Here is an 18,263-nt window from a genome sequence, read left to right as displayed (position 1 = left end):
GATAGTTATAACTTCTTATTTCTTTTTTTTATTTTTCTTATGAGGATTGCCGAATTTTTTTACCATTGCTTTTAGCAAGGCATCTACTTTCATAATTCCTTCGTATTCCTGCCAGATTCTTGGGTGGAAATTTTTCAAATAGAAAACCAAATCATCATAAGCCAAAGCCTTCTTTTTAATCAAATTCCTCTTCATAACTCCCCCTTTTTATTTTCCCTTCCATATATATAACGGATAAGAAGGCAAAAAGGTTACCACCTTTTTTATCTAATCTCATCTAATCTCATCTAATCTTGCGACAATAGTTATAACTTCTTATTCCCTTTATTATTATTTGGGGTTAATTATTTAGGGAGCGAATAATTAAAATTGGCAGGCAGGAAAAGGGAGGACAAATGTCTAATTTAAAAAGGAGGTGATTATGAGAAAAAATCCTGCCTGCCGATAACCCTTATTAGATATATTATAACAAAATTTCTCTAAAAACAATTTATAATCTTTCCTGTCTTAAAAGATTCTCCTATTTTTAAACGATAAAAATAGATATTTTTCGGCAAATTATTGAGGTCAAGTTTTAACTCATATCTACCGGCTTCTTGGGTTTTATTTAATAAGGTTATAACTTCTCTTCCGAAATTATCGTAAATTGTCAATCTCACATTGGCTCTTTTCGGCACTTCATAATTTATTACCAAAATTCCCTTGGCAAAAAAAGAATGGCTTGTGAGATTTTTTTCTTTAATTGCTGTTCCTTGGGTATCAAGGAGATAGGCTTCATCGCGACCGGTTTGGGCATTGTATCCCCGACCAGCAATATAACGACCATTAGAAGAGATTGCCATCGCATCTCTTAAAATACAACCAGGTGGTATAACATTCGCGTAGAGAACATTTAAATCTTCCATTCCCCGTTCTGGTGTCCAGATAAAGGCATGCCAATTACCAGTAGAGACTTCTGACCAGCCAACAACAATGCTACCATCATAATTACAAGCCCAGGCTTCACTCCAATCACCACCTAATGTTCCCAAGTTAACCATTCCCGTATTTCTTGTCCAACGAAAGGCTTTGATTGGCACTGATGATACTGGTCCCCAACCACCAACTACCACTTCACCGTTACCGGAGATACCAATCGCTTCACTAAAACCAAAAGATGGATTATGGATATCTTCCATTACACCATTTTCCCAACGAAAGGCATGATGGATTTGGTTTTCAAAACCTGACCAACCAGCAACTACCCGACCATCTAAGGAAATAGCCATTCCGAAACTACGTAAAGCACCAGGAAGGACTCCTAAATCTTGCATACCCGAATCAGGCTTCCAACGAAAGGCGTGATTATAACCGCTACTATGCTCAGCACCACCAGCAACAACCGAGCCATCATAAGAAACAGCCCGCGCCCAACTTACCCTTCCGCCCAAAGTGCCAAATTGATACATTGTATCATTATGCCAGCGAAAACCTCGGTAATCATTACCACTGCCAATAAATCCATAACCAACAACCACTTCACCATTTGCTGATAATCCCCAGGCTTCCGCATCTCGGTTAGGAACCAAAGGTTGAATAATTATCATTCCACTATCCGGTTTCCATCGCCAGGCATAATGAGGACTATAAACTCCTGCCCAACCAACAACAACCCGACCATCATCAGAAACCCCATGGACTTCGGCATAAGGAGTTCCCAAAGAACCAAGCCAAGTTAAAGATTGAGAGAATACTAAATTAATAAAAAATAATACTAAAAATGATTTCTTACCCATCTTCACTCCTTTTTAAAAATAATCTCTACCGGCGGGCAGGAAAGAAAGGTAAAAATGGAATTAAAAAGGAGGAAAAAAATGAAAAGGACCTGCCCGCCATTATTTTTATGATTAATTATAACAACCTTATTTTCAATTTTCAATCTTTTGACTTTTCTACTATTTTCTTTAAAATTAATCTATGGAGAAAAATTTAATAACCAATTTAAGAGAGATAACCCGCCTTTTTTGTTGTTTTCCTTGTGTCTTGGTCTCCTGTTCTTATGAAGGAAAGGATAATATTATCAGTATCGGTATGGTTCACATCTTCTCTTTCAATCCACCATTGATTGGCATTGGTGTTGCGCCTACCCGTTATTCCTATTCTTTAATCAAAAATTCGCGGGAGTTTGTTATCAATATTCCCAATAAGGATATGGTAGAGATTGTCAATTTCTGTGGTGAGAAAAGCGGTCAGGAAGTTGATAAATTTAAAGAGCTCTCTCTAACGAAAGAGAAAGGAGTTAAGGTGAATTGTCCAAGAATAAAAGAATGTCCAGTAAATTTAGAATGTCAAGTAAAATACGAAATTGAAACTGGTGACCATACCTGGTTTATTGGTGAAGTCTTATCTTGTTATGTTGACAAAAATTATAAGAAAGAAGAGAATCTTTTATATTGGGGTGGTAAATATTATTCTGTTGGCAAGGTTATTAAGGTAAGGTATTAATGATATTTCTTTTAATTCCCTTAATCTTTTCCCAATATGGCAAGAATAAGATTCAGTATCAGGATTTTTCTTTTTATTATTTAGCGGGTGATAAATTTCTTTTGTATTATGAAGAGGGGAGTGAGGATTTGGGTAATTTTGCCTATGAGATTGCGGAAAAGACAATTGAGGAATACGAAGAGATCTTTAATTTTAGATTAAAAAGAAAGATACCAATAATTGTTTACAATTCGCCCAATCAATTTCAGCAGACCAATATTATTTTGGATTTATTGGAAGAAGGGATTTTAGGGTTTGCGGAGATATTTAAGAATCGGGTTGTTTTACCTTTCACTGGTTCCTATTATGATTTTCTATATACATTAAGGCACGAGATTGCTCACATTTTTGAATACGAGTATTATTGGAAAAGGGGGTTATCAACCCTTTTATCTTTCACACCGGAATTTACTTTGCCCACTTGGTTTATGGAAGGACTTTCCGAATATCTATCTCAGAGGAGAAATTCCTTACATCCGATAATTATTGCCGATTTACTAATCAATGATAAATATATTTCCCTATCTTCTTTACCGGAAGGGAGTTATTTAAATTATGTTTTTGGTGAGCATTTCTTTATCTTTTTAGAAGAGCGATATTCTGATAAGAAGGTCTATGAATTTTTAAGGGAGGTAAAGAAGAGAAAAGGGATTGATGGTGCTTGTAAGAAAAGTTTTGGCAAAAGTTTTTCTTCCTTAGAGAAAGATTTTTTAGATTATCTAAAAGAGAGATATTATCCCTTAGTATATAAAAAGAGGAATTTTCAAAATAAGGCAAGAATAATTCTTGACCACCAGAAAGAGAAAAGGAGATATAATATTTTTCCTTTGCCGATTTCCGAAACCGAATTTCTTTATCTCTCTTACAAAGACGAAGAGGTAGGTATCTTTTCCTATTCTTTTCTTAAAGAGAGATCGAAACTTCTCTTAAAAGGGGTCTCTTTTTTAGGAACTGGTGAGATAAGTATCTTAAAACCAGCACTCACTTATAGCCGAAAAGAGAATGCTATTTATTATATCAAAAGAATAGAAGGCAAAATCTATCTCTGTAAATATTTCTTAAAGAGAAAAAAGGAAGAGAGAGATTATCTGCCATTAGAAGATGCCTATCATTTAAATATCTCACCAGATAATAAAAAGATTGTTCTTTGCGGAATGAAAAATGGCAAAAGCAACTTATATCTCTTTTTATTAGAAAAAAAGGAGTTAATAAGTTTAACGAGTGATATTTATGAAGAGAAAGAGCCTTACTTTTTTAATGATGATACATTACTTTTTATAAGTGACAAAGATAGATTGGGAAGTTATGGAATTTATTTATACTCTTTAAAAGAGAAAACTATCAAAAAGGTTTACCAGTCAGAAGGAGAACTCTCTTCGGTAATTCCTATTTCCAATTTTTTAGATACCCTACTTTTTATTTTAGACAATTCCTTAGTTATCTATTCATTAAAAGAAGAGAGAATTTTATACAAGAGTGATTTTCTTGGTGCCTGTCAGACGCCGGTTATTTATCAAGATAAAATTCTCTTTTCTTATTATCACAATCAGGGTTATTCAATCTGTCAGATCGATAATCTTTCTTCTTTGATTGAAGAGAAAGAGTTTATTAAAGAAGAAAAAGAAGAAAGGGAATTTTCTTATCCAGAGACAAGTTTAGCAAGAGAGAAAAGAAAATATAATTTTTCCCTTTCGGCTGATTATGCTACTGGTCAGGCATTCTTCTCTTCGGCTTTTGGTCTTAGTGGCAATATCTTAATCTCTTTATCCGACCTTCTTGGTAATCATCGGTTTTTAATCTTAACCAATCTTTATGGACTTATTGACTTTTCCAATTTCTATTTCTCTTATGCCTATTTAAAAAGAAGGGAAGATTACTATTTTACCTTATTCCAATTTGTTGATTTCTATCATTGGCGTGGCGATACCTTTTTAACACTTACTGAAAAAGGGCTATTTCCGGTTTTATCTTATCCCCTTACCAAATTTTTAAGAAGCGAATTTGGCTTATTACTTTATTTAAGGGATTTTCGATTTTACTATCAGAAAGGAGATGAAATATACGAAATTAAAAAGAAGAAAATTGGTGAGAAGTTTTTATACAACTATTTCTCCTTGGTTTATGACAATGCCCTATTCTCTTATTTTGGACCGATCAAAGGTCAACGTTTTTTATTCCAGCCCTATTTCACAATTCCACCAAGTGATTCAATCTTTCAGAGTTTATATTTAGAAACAAGAAACTACTTTAATATTTATGATAACTCTTATATTCTTGCTTTTCTTTTTGGTGGAAAAGCCAGTTTTGGGATGAATCGGGAGAGGTTTTATCCTGATGGCAATTTTGTTCGTGGTTATGAACTTGTCTATCCCGAAGAAGAGTCTACCAGTTCCTATCTCTTTATAAGTAAATTAGAATTTCGGACTCCTTTTATTGAGATTTTAAAACTGGGCTTTCCTTTGCCAATAACCATAAAAAATATTCGGACAAATACTTTCTTAGATTTTGGTACCAACTTGAAAAAATCTGTTTGGGGAGTTGGTTTTGGATTAAGATTTTTTGTTGGCTATTTTCCTTTTATGATTGATTTTGCCTATCCCCTATCTAAAAAAGAAGATAGGTATTGGCAGATTGTCTTTGGTATTAAAGAAGACTGGTAAATGAAAATCTTTTTTCTCCTTTTCTTTATCTTCCAAAGATTTACTTTTGAATTAAAAGATATTAAAATAGAAAGATTTATTTTTGATAACAAGACCTATGATTTTATCTATTCTCCCAATTTAAACTATCAATATCTTCCTTCTTTACCAAATTACGAAGAATTTATCTTTTTAGATAGCGACAGCGCCAAAATAAATATTCTCAACACTTCTTATGAAATAAAGCAAGACATCTTTTTAAAAGAAGAAGATAATAAGAAATTAATTGATATTGAATATTTAGGAAAGAGGGAAAATAAAAATCTCTTTAAGATCATAATCAACCCCTTTGAATATAACAAAGATAATAAAACCTTAAAAATCTATAAGAAAATTGATTATGAGATTAAAGAAATTAAAAAATTAGAAAAGGATACTTTCCGATTTTTAAAAGAATTTCCCAATAAAGATTTGATAAAAATTGAAATCTGCTCAACTGGTGTTTATGAGATAACCTATAAAGATTTAAAAAATCTAATCCCAACGATTGATTTATTAAATCCGGAATATTTTTCTCTATACGATGCCGATTTTAAAGAGATTCCGATAATTATTCTTGGTGAAGAAGATAAAAAGTTTGATAAAGAAGATAAAATCATCTTTTTAGGCAAAGAGCATTTCTCTTTATATACTTTAAATAATATCTATTGGCTTTCCCTTTTTAATTTAAATAAAGGAAAGCGAATAAAAAAATATTTGGTTAGCCAAGAAAAAGAAAGGGTAATCAATTTTGCTTGTGAAAGTTTAAAAATAGAATATGATAATTTATGTCCGGCAAGAAGCGGAGTCTTATGGGTTTCAGAAGAGATTAATAAACCGACCGGTGTTTATAAATTAAGAAAAGAATATAAACTATCTTTCTTAGATAACCCAATTAGTTTAAAAAAAATATTTTTAAGGTTCTGGCCAAAAAATGGAAATATCAATCTTTATATTTATCTTAATGATTATCTTTTAGATTCACTAAAATTTATTGGTCAGCCGAATTATCCCCGCTTTGAAGATTTCATAAAAGAGAAAGAGATTTTATTAAAGAAAGATAATACTTTAAGTTTAGAAGTGGTTGGCAGTGATGAGATGGTTTTTTATTTTGATTTCTTAGAAATAGAATATAAAAAAGAACTAATTTTTGAAGATAAGCCAATATTTTTTACGATTGATACCTTTGGCAAGGTAGGTGTGGAGATTAAAAATAAAAGCAAGGAAAAAGAGATATTGCTATTTGATATTACCGAAATAGAAGAACCAAAACTGGCAGAAAACTTATATATTGATTCTTCTCTCATATCTTTTGCCCAGTATTTTTTTGGAAAAAGAAAATTCTATTTATTATCAAAAAGAAATTTTAAAAAGGCAATAAAGATTGAGAGAAAAATTTTAGGAAAATTAGAAGGAGAGTATGATTATATTATCATCACACCTAAAGAACTTTATTCTTCGGCTTTACTTTTGAAAAGTTATCGGCAAAAGACAACTAATTTAAAGATTGGTATTGCCCTGTTAGAAGATATCTATGATCAATATGCTGGCGGATTAAGAGAGATTTCGGCAATCAAAGAGTTTCTAAAAGATAAAAGACCGAAATATTGTCTCTTTTTAGGCGATGCCAATTATGATTATCGGGGATTAATAAAAAGATTTGTTGGTGTGCCTACTTATGAATGGGGCTATGATTACGAACCTGGTGCTTATACTGATAAGGGATTATGCTTTGATAGTTATTTTGCTGATTTAGATGGCAACGGCGCTTCACCGGATATCATCTTAACAAGATTACCAATAAGAAATGAAGAAGAGATGAGAACCTTTTTAAGAAAATTACAAGAATACGAGAAAAACCAATTTATCCCTTCAAATAAAATTTTATTGCTTTTGGCGGATGATGAGTATAATGGTGATCTAACAAGGAAAGACCTAATTTGGCGAGACCATTATGGTGGTTGTGAAAATATTGCCAATCTCGCAGGTAACCAATATCTTTTAAAAAAGATCTACCTTTTTGATTATCCCCTTTTAAAAAGTAATGACAAAGGAAATGTCAAAGAAGATTTGGTAAAAAATATTAATAAAGGGATTGGTATTTTATGTTATTTTGGCCACGGTGCTGGTAATAAACTTGCCCACGAAAACATCTTCTTATTAAACGATATTTATCAATTAGAAAATAAAGGAAAATATTTCTTTGGTTTCTTTGCCAGTTGTGGTGTTGGTCGGTTTGATGAAACCGAATACGAATGTTTAGCCGAAGAATTGGTGAGAAGCCCTTATGGTGCGATTGCGACCGTTGCTGGTAGTAAGGCAACCAGTACAATCAGTAATAAATATTTAGCAGAAATTATGTTTAGAAATATCTTTTCCCAAACCTGTTCAACTTTTGCTGAAGCCTTTTTTAAAGCCTGGTATATTGATAAGAAATACCATTTCTTTGGTGAGCCATTAACCAAAATCCCTTTTTTCCCGTTAAAAAGAAATAATCTAAAAACTGATGAGACATTAAAAACAAGCAAAATATTTTTAATAAAAGATACTATTTCAGAAAAAGAAGGCGAAGCAATAATTTTTGCTTCCTTGCCAAAAAGAAAAAGAATTTATAATTCCTGGTTTGGTCAGATATTTTATGATTTGCCACAAGATTTTTGTTATCTAAATTATTTAAAAATAAAAGAGAATAGAATTGTTGACTCCTTTTTTGTTCCGAAAATTCCTTTTCCTGATACTATTTACCTTACTGATGGAATTTCCTACTTTTTAAACCCTTCGGCAAATATCTATCTGGTGATTAAAGGAAAGGATAATTATTCTATCTCCTCACCTCCTCTCTTCTTCAAAAGAGATACAAGTAATATAGAAAGCAAAGTAGATTGGCAACTTTTTGCTGATAATAAATTATTAAAAGAGACGACCGAAGTGAATAGAAACTTTCTTTTAAAAGGGAAAATCTACTCTCAAACCGGTATCTTACAAATACCTTATCCTTATGCTTGTGGTTTTTATTTAACTCCTTACCAAAAATTCTTTGACCTTCTTCCCTATCTCTCTTATCAGCCAAATTCCTATACCAATTTAACCTTTTCTTTGCCAATAAGTTTGATTAACGATACCGCCACTCTAACATTTTATCTTACCGATAATCTTTTAAATAGATTTTCTCGCACCTACTTTTTAAAAGTTTACGAAAAGGATGAGATAAAAGATTTCTGCTTTTTTAAGATAAATGAAAATACCTATTGTTTTTCTTTTAATACCAATAAGGTTTTTGAGACAAAAATTAGGATTTATACTTTAAAGGGAAGATTAATAAAAGAACTGAAAACCCTTACCCAAATCGGCAGAAATCTTATTTATTGGGATAAAAGAGATTTTTTAGGAAATGAGATTGCGAGAGGAATTTATTTAACAAAAGTGATTTACAATTTAAATGGCAAAGAAGAAAGTTTTCTAAGAAAGATTATCATTGAATAAGATTGACTTTTAATTCTATTATTTTTATAATTTATTATGAGAAAATTCTTAATTTTTCTTCTTTTTATCACCACTCTTTTTGGTGCCCACGGCTATCCCGGAGCAGTATTTTTAATGATTTGGCCATCAGCAAGACCAACTTCTTTAGGTGGAAATTTTACTGGTTTAAGTGATGACCCGTCAGCCACTTATTATAATCCTGGTGGTCTTGGACTTTTAAAAGAAAGATTTAGTGCTGAATTGATGCATTGTAATTGGCTTCCTGGACTTACAGAAGGTTTAGATATTTCAATGTATTATGAATTTCTGGCATTAACTTATAAAAAAGAAGAAATTGGCACCTTTGGATTTAATACTATTTATTTAAATACAGGTGAAACTGAAGTTTGGAATGAAAAAGGCGAACTCCTTGGTAAATATACCACTTTTGATGTGGCTTTAACATTCTCTTATGGTTATCCAATATTAAGTAATTTGGGCGCAGGTTTATCTTGGAAATTTATTTATTCTTATTTGGTTCCGGATTGGGTCTGGAAGGCAATGCCGGAATTGGGAATTGAAGCCGGTGGCACAGGAATAACTTGGGCATTTGATTTTGGAATTCTTTATAAACCTTTTAATTGGTTTTCTTTTGGCACTTCTTTAAGCAATATTGGACCGCCGATCTCTTATATTGCTGGCAGCGAACCTGATCCATTGCCAAGAATGTTAAAGGTTGGCTTAAACTTCTCACCGATTAAAAACGAGAAGATAACATTAAATCTACCAATAGAATTAAATATTGGACTTGTTGAAAAGGCAGATACAACAACTTCGGAATTGGAAGATATGTGGAAAAGTTTCGGTATTGAAACCAGATTTTTAAATAACCTTTTCTCTTTAAGACTTGGCTATTTTGAAGATGTTACTGGTTGGCGTGGTGGTGTGATTGTTGAAGATGAGAATGGTGAGCAAGATTGTATTTCAATCTTTGAATATCTTTTTAAACGAAAAGGAAGAAAACTTATCAAAGGCGATAGAAAAATTTCTATTCCCTTTACTTGGGGAATTGGTTTTTCTTACAAAAATTTTAGTTTAGATATCTCTTCGGACGAACTGATTTATAGTTTTCCAACCACTAATTACAAATTTTCTTTCACTTTCCGAATGTGAAAGGGATTTCTCTTATTTTAGTAAATTATAACACTACCAAATATCTTATAAATCTTCTTAATTTTCTAAAAGGGAAAAATTACCAAATTATTGTTGTTGATAATAATTCCGAAGAAAGATTGCCAACGGAATATTTTAAAAATAATAACATTCTTTTAATAAAATTAAAAAAAAATTACGGATATAGTAAGGCGATAAATATTGGCTTAAAATATGCTACTGGTGAATATATCGGCGTTTTAAATCCCGATATTCTTCTTTTTGACAACGAGATCGAAGAACTAATTTCTTATTTAGAAAAAAATCCTGATTGGGGATGTATCGCACCTTTGTTTATTACCGAAAAAAGAGAAATTCTACCTTCGGCTCGTTCTTTTCCAAAGCTTTCTCACCTCTTTTTCGGTTACCGTTCAATCATTTATCGAATTTTTAAAAACAACCCTTACTCTTCTCAATTTTTAAATTTAGAAAAATACCAAGCGACCGAACCGCTCGAAGTTAATTCGGTTGTGGGAACTTTTATTATCTTTAAAAAAAGGGCATTAGCCACTATCGGTAATTTTGATGAGAATTTTTTTCTCTTTGCCGAAGATTTAGATATTTGTAAACGATTATGGGAAAATAACTGGAAAGTGATCCTCTATCCCAAAGTGAAAGTAATTCATTATTTAGGAAAGGCACGCAAGAAAAATTTTGTGAAATCAGAAAAAGAACGGTTTCGCTCTTTTTACTATTTTTTTAAAAAACATTATTCAAAAAATTTATTATCAGATTGGCTTTTTTCTTTTGGTTTATCCTTGTTATATTTTCAAATAATCTTTTTAAACGATACAAAAATAAAATTATTTTAAGAAATGGGGCTTCTTATATTTTATCTAACTTTAATAAATAACTTCATAACCAATTACACCCTTTTTAATGGAATGGTTAAATTCAAAGACAAATTTTATCTTTGGGGTGAAGGTGGTTTAGTTATTACTAACAAAGATTTTGGTGTGGAAAAATATTATTCCTACTTTGATGGTCTTACCTCTAATTATTTACAAGATTTATCTTGGGATGCTGATTCCAATCTCTGGATTGGCACAAAGTATGGCGGACTTGTTTATTTTGACTTAAAGAAAGAAAAATTTTATTCCTATCCGCCGGAAAAAATCCCTTACTCTATTAATATCAACCAATTAGTAGTGAAAAAAGATACCCTTTTTCTGGCTACTAACCAAGGTTTTTATTTAATAAACACCAAAGGAACAATAAGTAACTTTAATGACGATAGCATTATTAAACTTGAATATCCCCAAATTCCAACCAACAACATCTTATGTATAAGAGTTTTTGATAATATCTATTTAGGTACCAATCGGGGAGTTTCTATCATTAAAAAAGATTTATCCGAGATTAAGAACTTTCCTCAACCTTTGGGCGAAACAGTAAAATCAATTACTAAGATAAGAGATACTCTTTTTGTCTTAACGGAACTGGGAATTGCTTATTTAGCTAATAATCGGTTTTTACCTTATTTTCGTTTTGCTAATCCAAAAATTGTCTATGATTTTACTTTTTATCAAAACTCTTTTTATTTAGGAATGGATACTGGCTTTTGTGTATTAAAAGAGACACTCCGGATAATAACTCCTAATAAAACAGTGCGATTATATTTAGATTTAGAGACCATACCAAAACTTTACGCAATTTGCCGTTCTTGGGCTCCTAATATTTGTGGTTTTCTTTATCAAGTAGTAGATACTATTAAAAAACCCATTTGGTTTAATTCCCTATTTTCCAAGACAGTTCATAACGTTTGTTTTGATAACGAAGGAAATCTTTATTTAACCCATTATCTTACGGCTTGGGGAATTAGAACTATCAGCGTAATTAAACCAAATAACGAGATAATTTGGTTAACCGATACCTTAATTAACCCCCATTTTTTGGCATTAGATTCTAAAAATCGGTTATGGATTGCTCATTGGGCACTTAATGGTGGCATCTCTTGTTATTCACCGGAAAATAATACTTTTATCCCATACCAATGGGGAGAAGTAAGTTTTAAAAATGTGATTGGTCCCTTAGGAATTGATTATTACGATACTAAGTGGATAAGAAATGCCGAAAATATCATTGCCTTAGATTCTTTAAATAATTCTTATGAGTTTAATATTCCGGCCATCGGTGGTCTTAATACTATCTACGACAATTCTAATTTCACCTTTGACAAAAAAAATCGGGTGTATCTGGGAACTAAAAATGGCTTACTTTTAATCGACCATAAAAATACCTTAGGAAATTTTTCCGATGACGAAATTAAAATCATTACCGCTGGACTCCTATCGCCAATCATCAATTCTTGCTGCTGCGATAGGAAAGGTAGAATTTGGGTCGCCACTCCCAAAGGAGCAGCAGTTTTAAAAGAGGATCTAACTTTCGAAACCTTCACTATTCAGAATAGCGGAATTCTATCGGATGAAGTATATTTTGTAAATTGCGATAAACACAACCGAATCTGGTTTTTAACAAAAGAAGGAATCGCTATTTATTATCCCGAAAAGAAAAAGTGGCGAAGTTATAATCAATATTTTTTACCCAATTGGGAAAAGAGAAATAATTTCTATCGTTCTCTTTATATTAACGATTATCTGGAAGAGATATTAATCGCTACCGAAGATGGATTGATAAGATTCCCCTATCCGGAAGAACCGATTACTTCCGAAATAAAAATTTATCCTAACCCCGTAATCAAAAATCAAAAAGAAGTATTATTAAGAATTAAAAATGTAAAAGAAAATGCCCAATTAAAAATTTATGATTTCTTTGGTAAATTAATAGCCGATGATAAAAATTTTAAAAGAGAAAAAGAGGATTTTGTTATTACCATTGACAGTAAATTCAAAGCCGGGCTATACTTTTTATTGATCGAAACTGAGGAAGAAAAAATATCTGAAAAATTTGTGATTCTTGAATAAGAATTTTTTTTATCTATAATTTTTTATGATTGCGATCATTGTTGGCTCAAAATCAGATTTGCCCATAGTGGAAGAAGGAATAAGTATTTTAAAAGATTTTCAAATCCCTTATGAATTAAAAATTCTTTCTGCCCATCGGACACCTGATGAATTAAGAGAGTATGTAATAAATTTAGAAAAGAAAAATTTTCAAGTAATAATTGCGATTGCTGGTATGGCTGCGCATCTACCTGGTGTAATTGCTGCTTATACCAATCTACCAGTTATTGGTGTTCCTTTACCTTCAAGTTCCTTACAGGGACTTGACTCCCTACTTTCCATTGTCCAAATGCCGGCCGGTGTTCCGGTAGCAACAATGGCTATTGGTAAGGCAGGAATTACCAATGCCTGCCTTTATGCTTTAAGAATTTTATCACTAAAAGAACAAACAATAAGAAAAAAATTAGAAAAATATAAGAAAGAAATGAAGGAAAAGATTTTAAGAGGAGAATAATATGAAAAGATTTATTATTTTAAATCTACTTTTCTTAACTCTCTTTTTTGGCGAAAAAGGAGGCAAGGTGAAGTTACCAAAACCGAGATACAAAAGTGATGTAAGTGTTGAAGAAGCCCTTTTGAAAAGAAGATCGATAAGAAGTTATAAAAAAGCACCGCTAACTTTAGAAGAGGTTTCGCAATTATTATGGGCGGCGTACGGAATCACTGCTGATTGGGGTGGCAAAACCTGCCCTTCGGCCGGTGCTACCTATCCTTTGGTTATCTATTTAGTAGCCGGAGAAGTGAAAGACTTAAAACCAGGGGTTTATCAATACCTTCCAGAAGAGCACAGTATCAAATTGATATTGGAAAAGGATGTGAGAAAAGAATTGATGGCGGCTGCCTGGCAACAGGAATATATATTGAATGCTCCGATTAATATTATTATTGCTGCTAACTATGAAAGAACCACCTCCCATTATGGAGAGCGGGGAATTAGATATGTCCATATGGAAGTTGGCCATTGTGGCCAGAATATCCATCTCCAATGCGAAACAATGGGATTAGGCACGGTTGTTATCGGTGCCTTTAATGATAAAGAAGTAAAAAAGATTTTAAAAATAAAAGAAGATGTCCTTTATATTATGCCGGTTGGCAGAAAAAAGTGAAATTAAATGAATTTGACTACTATTTACCAAAAGAACTGATTGCCCAAGAACCACCTAAGGAAAGAGGCTTTTCCCGTTTATTAATTGTCAATCGAAAAGAAAGGAGTTTCCAAGAAAGAAATTTTAATGATATTATTGAATATCTCAATCCAGGCGATTTGATTATTTTTAATAATACCAAGGTTATAAAAGCACGACTTTACGTAAAGCTTCCTGATGGAAAAGAAGGCGAGATTCTCTTAGTAAGAAAAATTGGTGAAAATCTTTGGGAAGCCCTCACTCGCCCAGCCAAAAAGATGAAAGAAGGAATAATCTTAAAGATTGATGGTCAGGAAATAAAGATTTTAGAAAGAAAAAAAGAAGGGGTCAGAATTATTCAATTTCTCAACAGCAGTGATCGAGAAGTAATAGAAAAATATGGTAATATTCCTTTACCCCCTTATATAAAAAATTTAAACATAAAAGAAGATGATTACCAAACAATTTTTGCTACAAAAGAAGGTGCCGTTGCTGCTCCCACGGCTGGTTTCCATTTTACCAACGAATTGATTGAAAAAATAAGAGAGAAAAAGGTTAAAATTGGATTCTTAACTCTCCACTGTAGTTTAGGAACTTTCCGACCAATAAAGACCGAAAATATCGAAGACCATCAAATGTACTACGAAGACTACGAAATTCCTGAAGATTTGATAAAAATGGTTGAAGAAACAAAAAAAGAGAATAAAAGAATCATCGCCTGCGGTACGACGGTAGTTCGGGCTTTAGAAAGTCAAATGAAAGATTTTGACAAACTATTACCAGGATATTATACTACCAACCTCTTTATTTATCCACCTTTCCAATTCAAAATTATTGATGCTTTAATAACCAATTTCCATTTACCCAAGTCTCCTCTGCTCCTTTTGGTCTGTGCCTTTGCTGGCAAAGAATTGATCTTCCAAGCCTATCAATATGCTATTGAAAGAAAATTTTATTTTTACTCTTTTGGTGATGCAATGTTTATAATATAAAATGCTCAAAATCTCAGAGATTTTAAAAGCAACAAAAGGCGAGGTTTTAAACAATTTTTCTGACTTCTTAATAACCGGAATAAGCATCGATTCCCGAAAAGTCAAAGAAGGCGAATTATTCATTGCGATAAAGGGAAACAATTTTGATGGCCACGATTTTATTAAAGAAGCAATTGAAAAGGGTGCGAAAGCAATAATTTTTGATAATCCTTCTAAAATACCGGAATTTAAAAACATCTGCTTGATAAAAGTAATTAACTGCCGAACTGCCTTGGGAGAAATAGCGAAATATTACCGTTCCCTTTTCCATTGCCCAACAATTGCTGTCACCGGAAGTAACGGAAAGACAACCGTAAAAGAGTTAACTGCCTTTTTATTAGAAAAAAAATATAAAGTAGTAAAAGCAAAAGAAAGTTATAACAATGATATTGGTGTCCCTTTAACAATTTTCGAACTAACAAAAGACACGGAATTTCTTGTTTTGGAAATGGAAATGAACCAATTGGGCGGAATCAAAACTCTTTGCGAAATTGCTAATCCTGATATTGGAATTATCACCAATATTGGTGATACCCATTTAGAATTTTTAAAAGACCGAAAAGGAGTGGCGAAGGAAAAAAGCGAACTTTTAGAATATCTCACTCCTAACGGAATTGCTATTCTTAACAACGATGATCCAATTGTAAAAGAGATGAGTAAAGACTTTTCGCTCAAAAAGATTTTCTTTGGCATCAAAAATAAGGAATGCGAAATCTTTGCCACTCCCTTGGAATTAAATAAAGATAGCACCAAAATTCTTCTTTTTGATAAAATAGAAATAAAACTTCCTTTAATCGGTATCCACAATATTTATAATTTTTTAGCCAGTTTGAGTGTAATTAAAGCTTTAAATTTAGATATTTATCAATTCCTCGATATAAAAGATTTCCAACCGCCACCAATGAGAACTAATTTATACCAACTTAAAAATATAACTATCCTTTTAGATTGCTACAATGCTAACCCTTCTTCTATGGAAAATGCCTTCGAGATTTTAAAAACAATTTTCAAAAAAGAACGAAAGATTGGTATTTTGGGTGATATGAAAGAATTGGGTGAAAAGAGTTCGGAGTTCCATTATCAACTGGGAGAAAAAGCCGGAGCAATTTTTGATAAATTAATTTTTTATGGTGATTACGGAGAAGAGGTAAAGAAAGGTTTTCTTAACAAAGAGCGTAAGGAAGAAGATTTTTATTATTTTTCTTTAGATTCAAAAGATAAATTAATAGCAAAAGTGATTGAAATTTTAAAAGAAGGAGATATAATTTTAATTAAAGGTTCAAGAATTTTGAAAATGGAAGAAATATTTTATAAATTAAAGGAGTATTATGGAGAAAAAGAAAATTAAAATAACAGACACCACTCTCAGAGATGCCCACCAATCCCTTTGGGCAACCCGCATGAGTATTGAAGATTTTAGCGAAATTTTGCCAAAATTTGATGAAGCAGGATATTATTCTTTAGAAATGTGGGGTGGGGCTACTTTTGATGTTTGTATCCGTTATCTTTTGGAAGACCCTTGGGAAAGACTTTCTTTTATCAGAAAACAGATTAAAAAAACCAAACTTCAGATGTTGCTGAGAGGTCAAAATATTGTTGGCTATAAAAACTATCCGGATGATTTGCTGGTTGCTTTTATTGAAAAGGCAAGTGAACGAGGAATTGATATCTTTCGTGTTTTTGATGCCTTAAATGATACACGAAATTTAGTAAAAGCGATTGAAACCGTTAAGAAATTAAATAAACATTGCCAAGGAACTATCTGCTACACTATTTCACCAGTCCACACAATTGAATATTATGTTAAAAAGGCAAAAGAACAAAAGGAATTGGGAATTGATAGTATCTGCATAAAAGATATGGCAGGGATTATTTCCCCAAAAGTTGCTTATGAGTTAGTAAAAGCACTCAAAGAGGAACTTAAATTACCCGTTCAACTTCATACCCATTCTTCTTCAGGAATGGCTGTCGCTTCTTATCTTAAAGCAATCGAAGCCGGTGTGGATATTATTGATACGGCTCACGCTCCTCTCTCCTTTGGAACTTCCCAACCAGCAATTGAAACGATGCTTTATATTTTTGAAGATTATAAAATTGCAACTGAATTAAAGAAAGAGGTAATAAGAGAGATTTCCGAACATTTTGAAAAAGTTAGAAAGAAAAAAAATATAAAATATGAAAAGTTGGTTGATGAAGAGGTACTTATCCATCAAATTCCTGGCGGAATGGCTTCCAATCTCTATTCCCAATTAAAAGAAATGAAAGCCGAAGAAAAATTACCGGAAGTATTAAAAGAGGTTCCTTTGGTAAGAAGGGATTTAGGATACCCACCATTAGTAACACCAACAAGTCAGATTGTTGGTGTCCAAGCGGTTTTCAATGTTATCAGTGGTGAAAGATATAAAATTATCCCCAAGGAAGTAAAAGATTACGTAAAAGGACTTTATGGCGCTCCACCAGCACCAATTGAAGAGAAACTTATAAAAAAAATTTTGGGTGATGAAAAACCAATTGCCTGCCGACCGGCTGATTTATTATCACCAATTTTAGATAAAGTAAAAAAAGAACTTTCGCCGGAATTAATAGAAAAGGAAGAGGATTATATCACTTATGCCCTTTTTCCAGAGATTGCTTTAAAATTTTTTGAAAAAAGAAAAAATAGGGAAAAGTTTAAGGAGGAAAAAATGGAACAAAAATCTGCTAATGGTAACGACAAAAAAGATATTAAATATTTAGAAGAACTTTTAAATTTACTTTCTAAATTCAAATTTTCTGAAATTAAATTAGATTTAGGAGAAATAAAAATAGAGTTAAAAACCTATCCTACCCAAATTACTCCTCAATTATCTGTTTCCAAACCGGAAGAAGAAAAAACAACGATTTCTTTAACTTCGGAAACCACCACTGCCCAAAAAGAAGAAAAGGAATTAACAACGATTGAAGAGGAAAAGTATGAAAAAATAACCTCACCAATGGTTGGTACCTTTTATCGCCGACCAAAGCCAGATGCGCCACCTTTTTGTGAAAAAGGAGATATTGTTGAAAAGGGCGCTACCCTTTGTATTATTGAGGCAATGAAATTAATGAACGAAATTAAAGCAGAAAAGAAAAGTAAGATTATTGATATTTTAGTAGAAGATGGTTCACCAGTAGAATATGGTCAACCTCTCTTTCTTATTGAAGAGGTTGCTTAAAAAACTCTTTATTCTTTAAGAAAATATTACTAATCTTATATTAAAATTTCTTCTCATCGGTTTTATGCAACCTTTT

General features: G+C 32.2%; 13 protein-coding genes. 11 read left to right on the top strand and 2 right to left on the bottom strand.

What is annotated here, in order from left to right:
- Positions 1–15: 15 nt before the first annotated feature.
- Both ABIK75_03925 and ABIK75_03920 read right to left on the bottom strand, forming a co-directional pair.
- Positions 16–195 (bottom strand): hypothetical protein, encoded by a 180-nt coding sequence (locus ABIK75_03925; protein MEO0090233.1) that lies wholly within the window; start codon positions 193–195, stop codon positions 16–18.
- A gap of 284 nt (positions 196–479) precedes the next feature.
- A complete protein-coding gene (locus tag ABIK75_03920) occupies positions 480–1,775 on the bottom strand; it encodes a T9SS type A sorting domain-containing protein (protein ID MEO0090232.1) in 1,296 nt (431 codons plus the stop codon).
- A gap of 181 nt (positions 1,776–1,956) precedes the next feature.
- Between ABIK75_03920 and ABIK75_03915 the strand changes: the two genes are divergently transcribed.
- The 11 genes from ABIK75_03915 to accB all read left to right on the top strand — a co-directional run bounded on the left by ABIK75_03915 (position 1,957) and on the right by accB (position 18,187).
- On the top strand, positions 1,957–2,484 hold the full coding sequence (locus ABIK75_03915) for a flavin reductase family protein (GenBank protein MEO0090231.1): 528 nt from the start codon (positions 1,957–1,959) through the stop codon (positions 2,482–2,484).
- A complete protein-coding gene (locus tag ABIK75_03910; GenBank protein ID MEO0090230.1) occupies positions 2,484–5,183 on the top strand; it encodes a hypothetical protein in 2,700 nt (899 codons plus the stop codon). Before ABIK75_03915 ends, ABIK75_03910 begins: the two co-directional genes overlap by 1 nt.
- Positions 5,184–8,684, top strand: coding sequence for a C25 family cysteine peptidase (locus ABIK75_03905; protein MEO0090229.1), 3,501 nt, complete (start codon positions 5,184–5,186; stop codon positions 8,682–8,684).
- Between the two features lie 36 nt (positions 8,685–8,720).
- Positions 8,721–9,836 (top strand): PorV/PorQ family protein, encoded by a 1,116-nt coding sequence (locus ABIK75_03900; protein MEO0090228.1) that lies wholly within the window; start codon positions 8,721–8,723, stop codon positions 9,834–9,836.
- Entirely contained in the window at positions 9,833–10,687 is an 855-nt protein-coding gene (locus tag ABIK75_03895; GenBank protein ID MEO0090227.1) for a glycosyltransferase family 2 protein, read from the top strand. The genes ABIK75_03900 and ABIK75_03895 overlap by 4 nt, the downstream gene beginning before the upstream one ends.
- A gap of 72 nt (positions 10,688–10,759) precedes the next feature.
- Positions 10,760–12,799 (top strand): two-component regulator propeller domain-containing protein, encoded by a 2,040-nt coding sequence (locus ABIK75_03890; GenBank protein ID MEO0090226.1) that lies wholly within the window; start codon positions 10,760–10,762, stop codon positions 12,797–12,799.
- Positions 12,800–12,824: 25 nt separating this feature from the next.
- Positions 12,825–13,292, top strand: a complete 468-nt coding sequence (gene purE / locus ABIK75_03885) for a 5-(carboxyamino)imidazole ribonucleotide mutase (protein MEO0090225.1) — start codon at positions 12,825–12,827, stop codon at positions 13,290–13,292.
- A 1-nt stretch (position 13,293) separates the two neighbouring features.
- Positions 13,294–13,944, top strand: a complete 651-nt coding sequence (locus ABIK75_03880) for a SagB/ThcOx family dehydrogenase (protein ID MEO0090224.1) — start codon at positions 13,294–13,296, stop codon at positions 13,942–13,944.
- Positions 13,941–14,954, top strand: coding sequence for a tRNA preQ1(34) S-adenosylmethionine ribosyltransferase-isomerase QueA (queA, locus tag ABIK75_03875; protein ID MEO0090223.1), 1,014 nt, complete (start codon positions 13,941–13,943; stop codon positions 14,952–14,954). Before ABIK75_03880 ends, queA begins: the two co-directional genes overlap by 4 nt.
- Before the next feature lies 1 nt (position 14,955).
- The gene (gene murF, locus ABIK75_03870) at positions 14,956–16,341 is read left to right on the top strand and encodes a UDP-N-acetylmuramoyl-tripeptide--D-alanyl-D-alanine ligase (protein MEO0090222.1); all 1,386 of its coding nucleotides are present in this window, start codon (positions 14,956–14,958) and stop codon (positions 16,339–16,341) included.
- Complete coding sequence (gene accB / locus ABIK75_03865; protein ID MEO0090221.1) at positions 16,322–18,187, top strand: acetyl-CoA carboxylase biotin carboxyl carrier protein; 1,866 nt, start codon at positions 16,322–16,324, stop codon at positions 18,185–18,187. The genes murF and accB overlap by 20 nt, the downstream gene beginning before the upstream one ends.
- Positions 18,188–18,263 lie beyond the last annotated feature (76 nt).

The sequence above is a fragment of the candidate division WOR-3 bacterium genome (assembly GCA_039801725.1).
Taxonomy (GTDB): Bacteria; Hydrothermota; Tepidihabitantia; order Tepidihabitantales; family DTDR01; genus DTDR01.
This window is presented reverse-complemented; position numbering and strand designations above follow the sequence as displayed.

Excerpts from the sequence above, each read along its gene's own strand:
- ABIK75_03925 (MEO0090233.1), bottom strand. The coding sequence starts at position 195 with ATGAAGAGGAATTTGATTAAAAAGAAGGCTTTGGCTTATGATGATTTG.
- ABIK75_03920 (MEO0090232.1), bottom strand. The coding sequence starts at position 1,775 with ATGGGTAAGAAATCATTTTTAGTATTATTTTTTATTAATTTAGTATTC.
- ABIK75_03915 (MEO0090231.1), top strand. The coding sequence starts at position 1,957 with ATGGAGAAAAATTTAATAACCAATTTAAGAGAGATAACCCGCCTTTTT.
- ABIK75_03910 (MEO0090230.1), top strand. The coding sequence starts at position 2,484 with ATGATATTTCTTTTAATTCCCTTAATCTTTTCCCAATATGGCAAGAAT.
- ABIK75_03905 (MEO0090229.1), top strand. The coding sequence starts at position 5,184 with ATGAAAATCTTTTTTCTCCTTTTCTTTATCTTCCAAAGATTTACTTTT.
- ABIK75_03900 (MEO0090228.1), top strand. The coding sequence starts at position 8,721 with ATGAGAAAATTCTTAATTTTTCTTCTTTTTATCACCACTCTTTTTGGT.
- ABIK75_03890 (MEO0090226.1), top strand. The coding sequence starts at position 10,760 with ATGGTTAAATTCAAAGACAAATTTTATCTTTGGGGTGAAGGTGGTTTA.
- purE (MEO0090225.1), top strand. The coding sequence starts at position 12,825 with ATGATTGCGATCATTGTTGGCTCAAAATCAGATTTGCCCATAGTGGAA.
- ABIK75_03880 (MEO0090224.1), top strand. The coding sequence starts at position 13,294 with ATGAAAAGATTTATTATTTTAAATCTACTTTTCTTAACTCTCTTTTTT.
- murF (MEO0090222.1), top strand. The coding sequence starts at position 14,956 with ATGCTCAAAATCTCAGAGATTTTAAAAGCAACAAAAGGCGAGGTTTTA.
- accB (MEO0090221.1), top strand. The coding sequence starts at position 16,322 with ATGGAGAAAAAGAAAATTAAAATAACAGACACCACTCTCAGAGATGCC.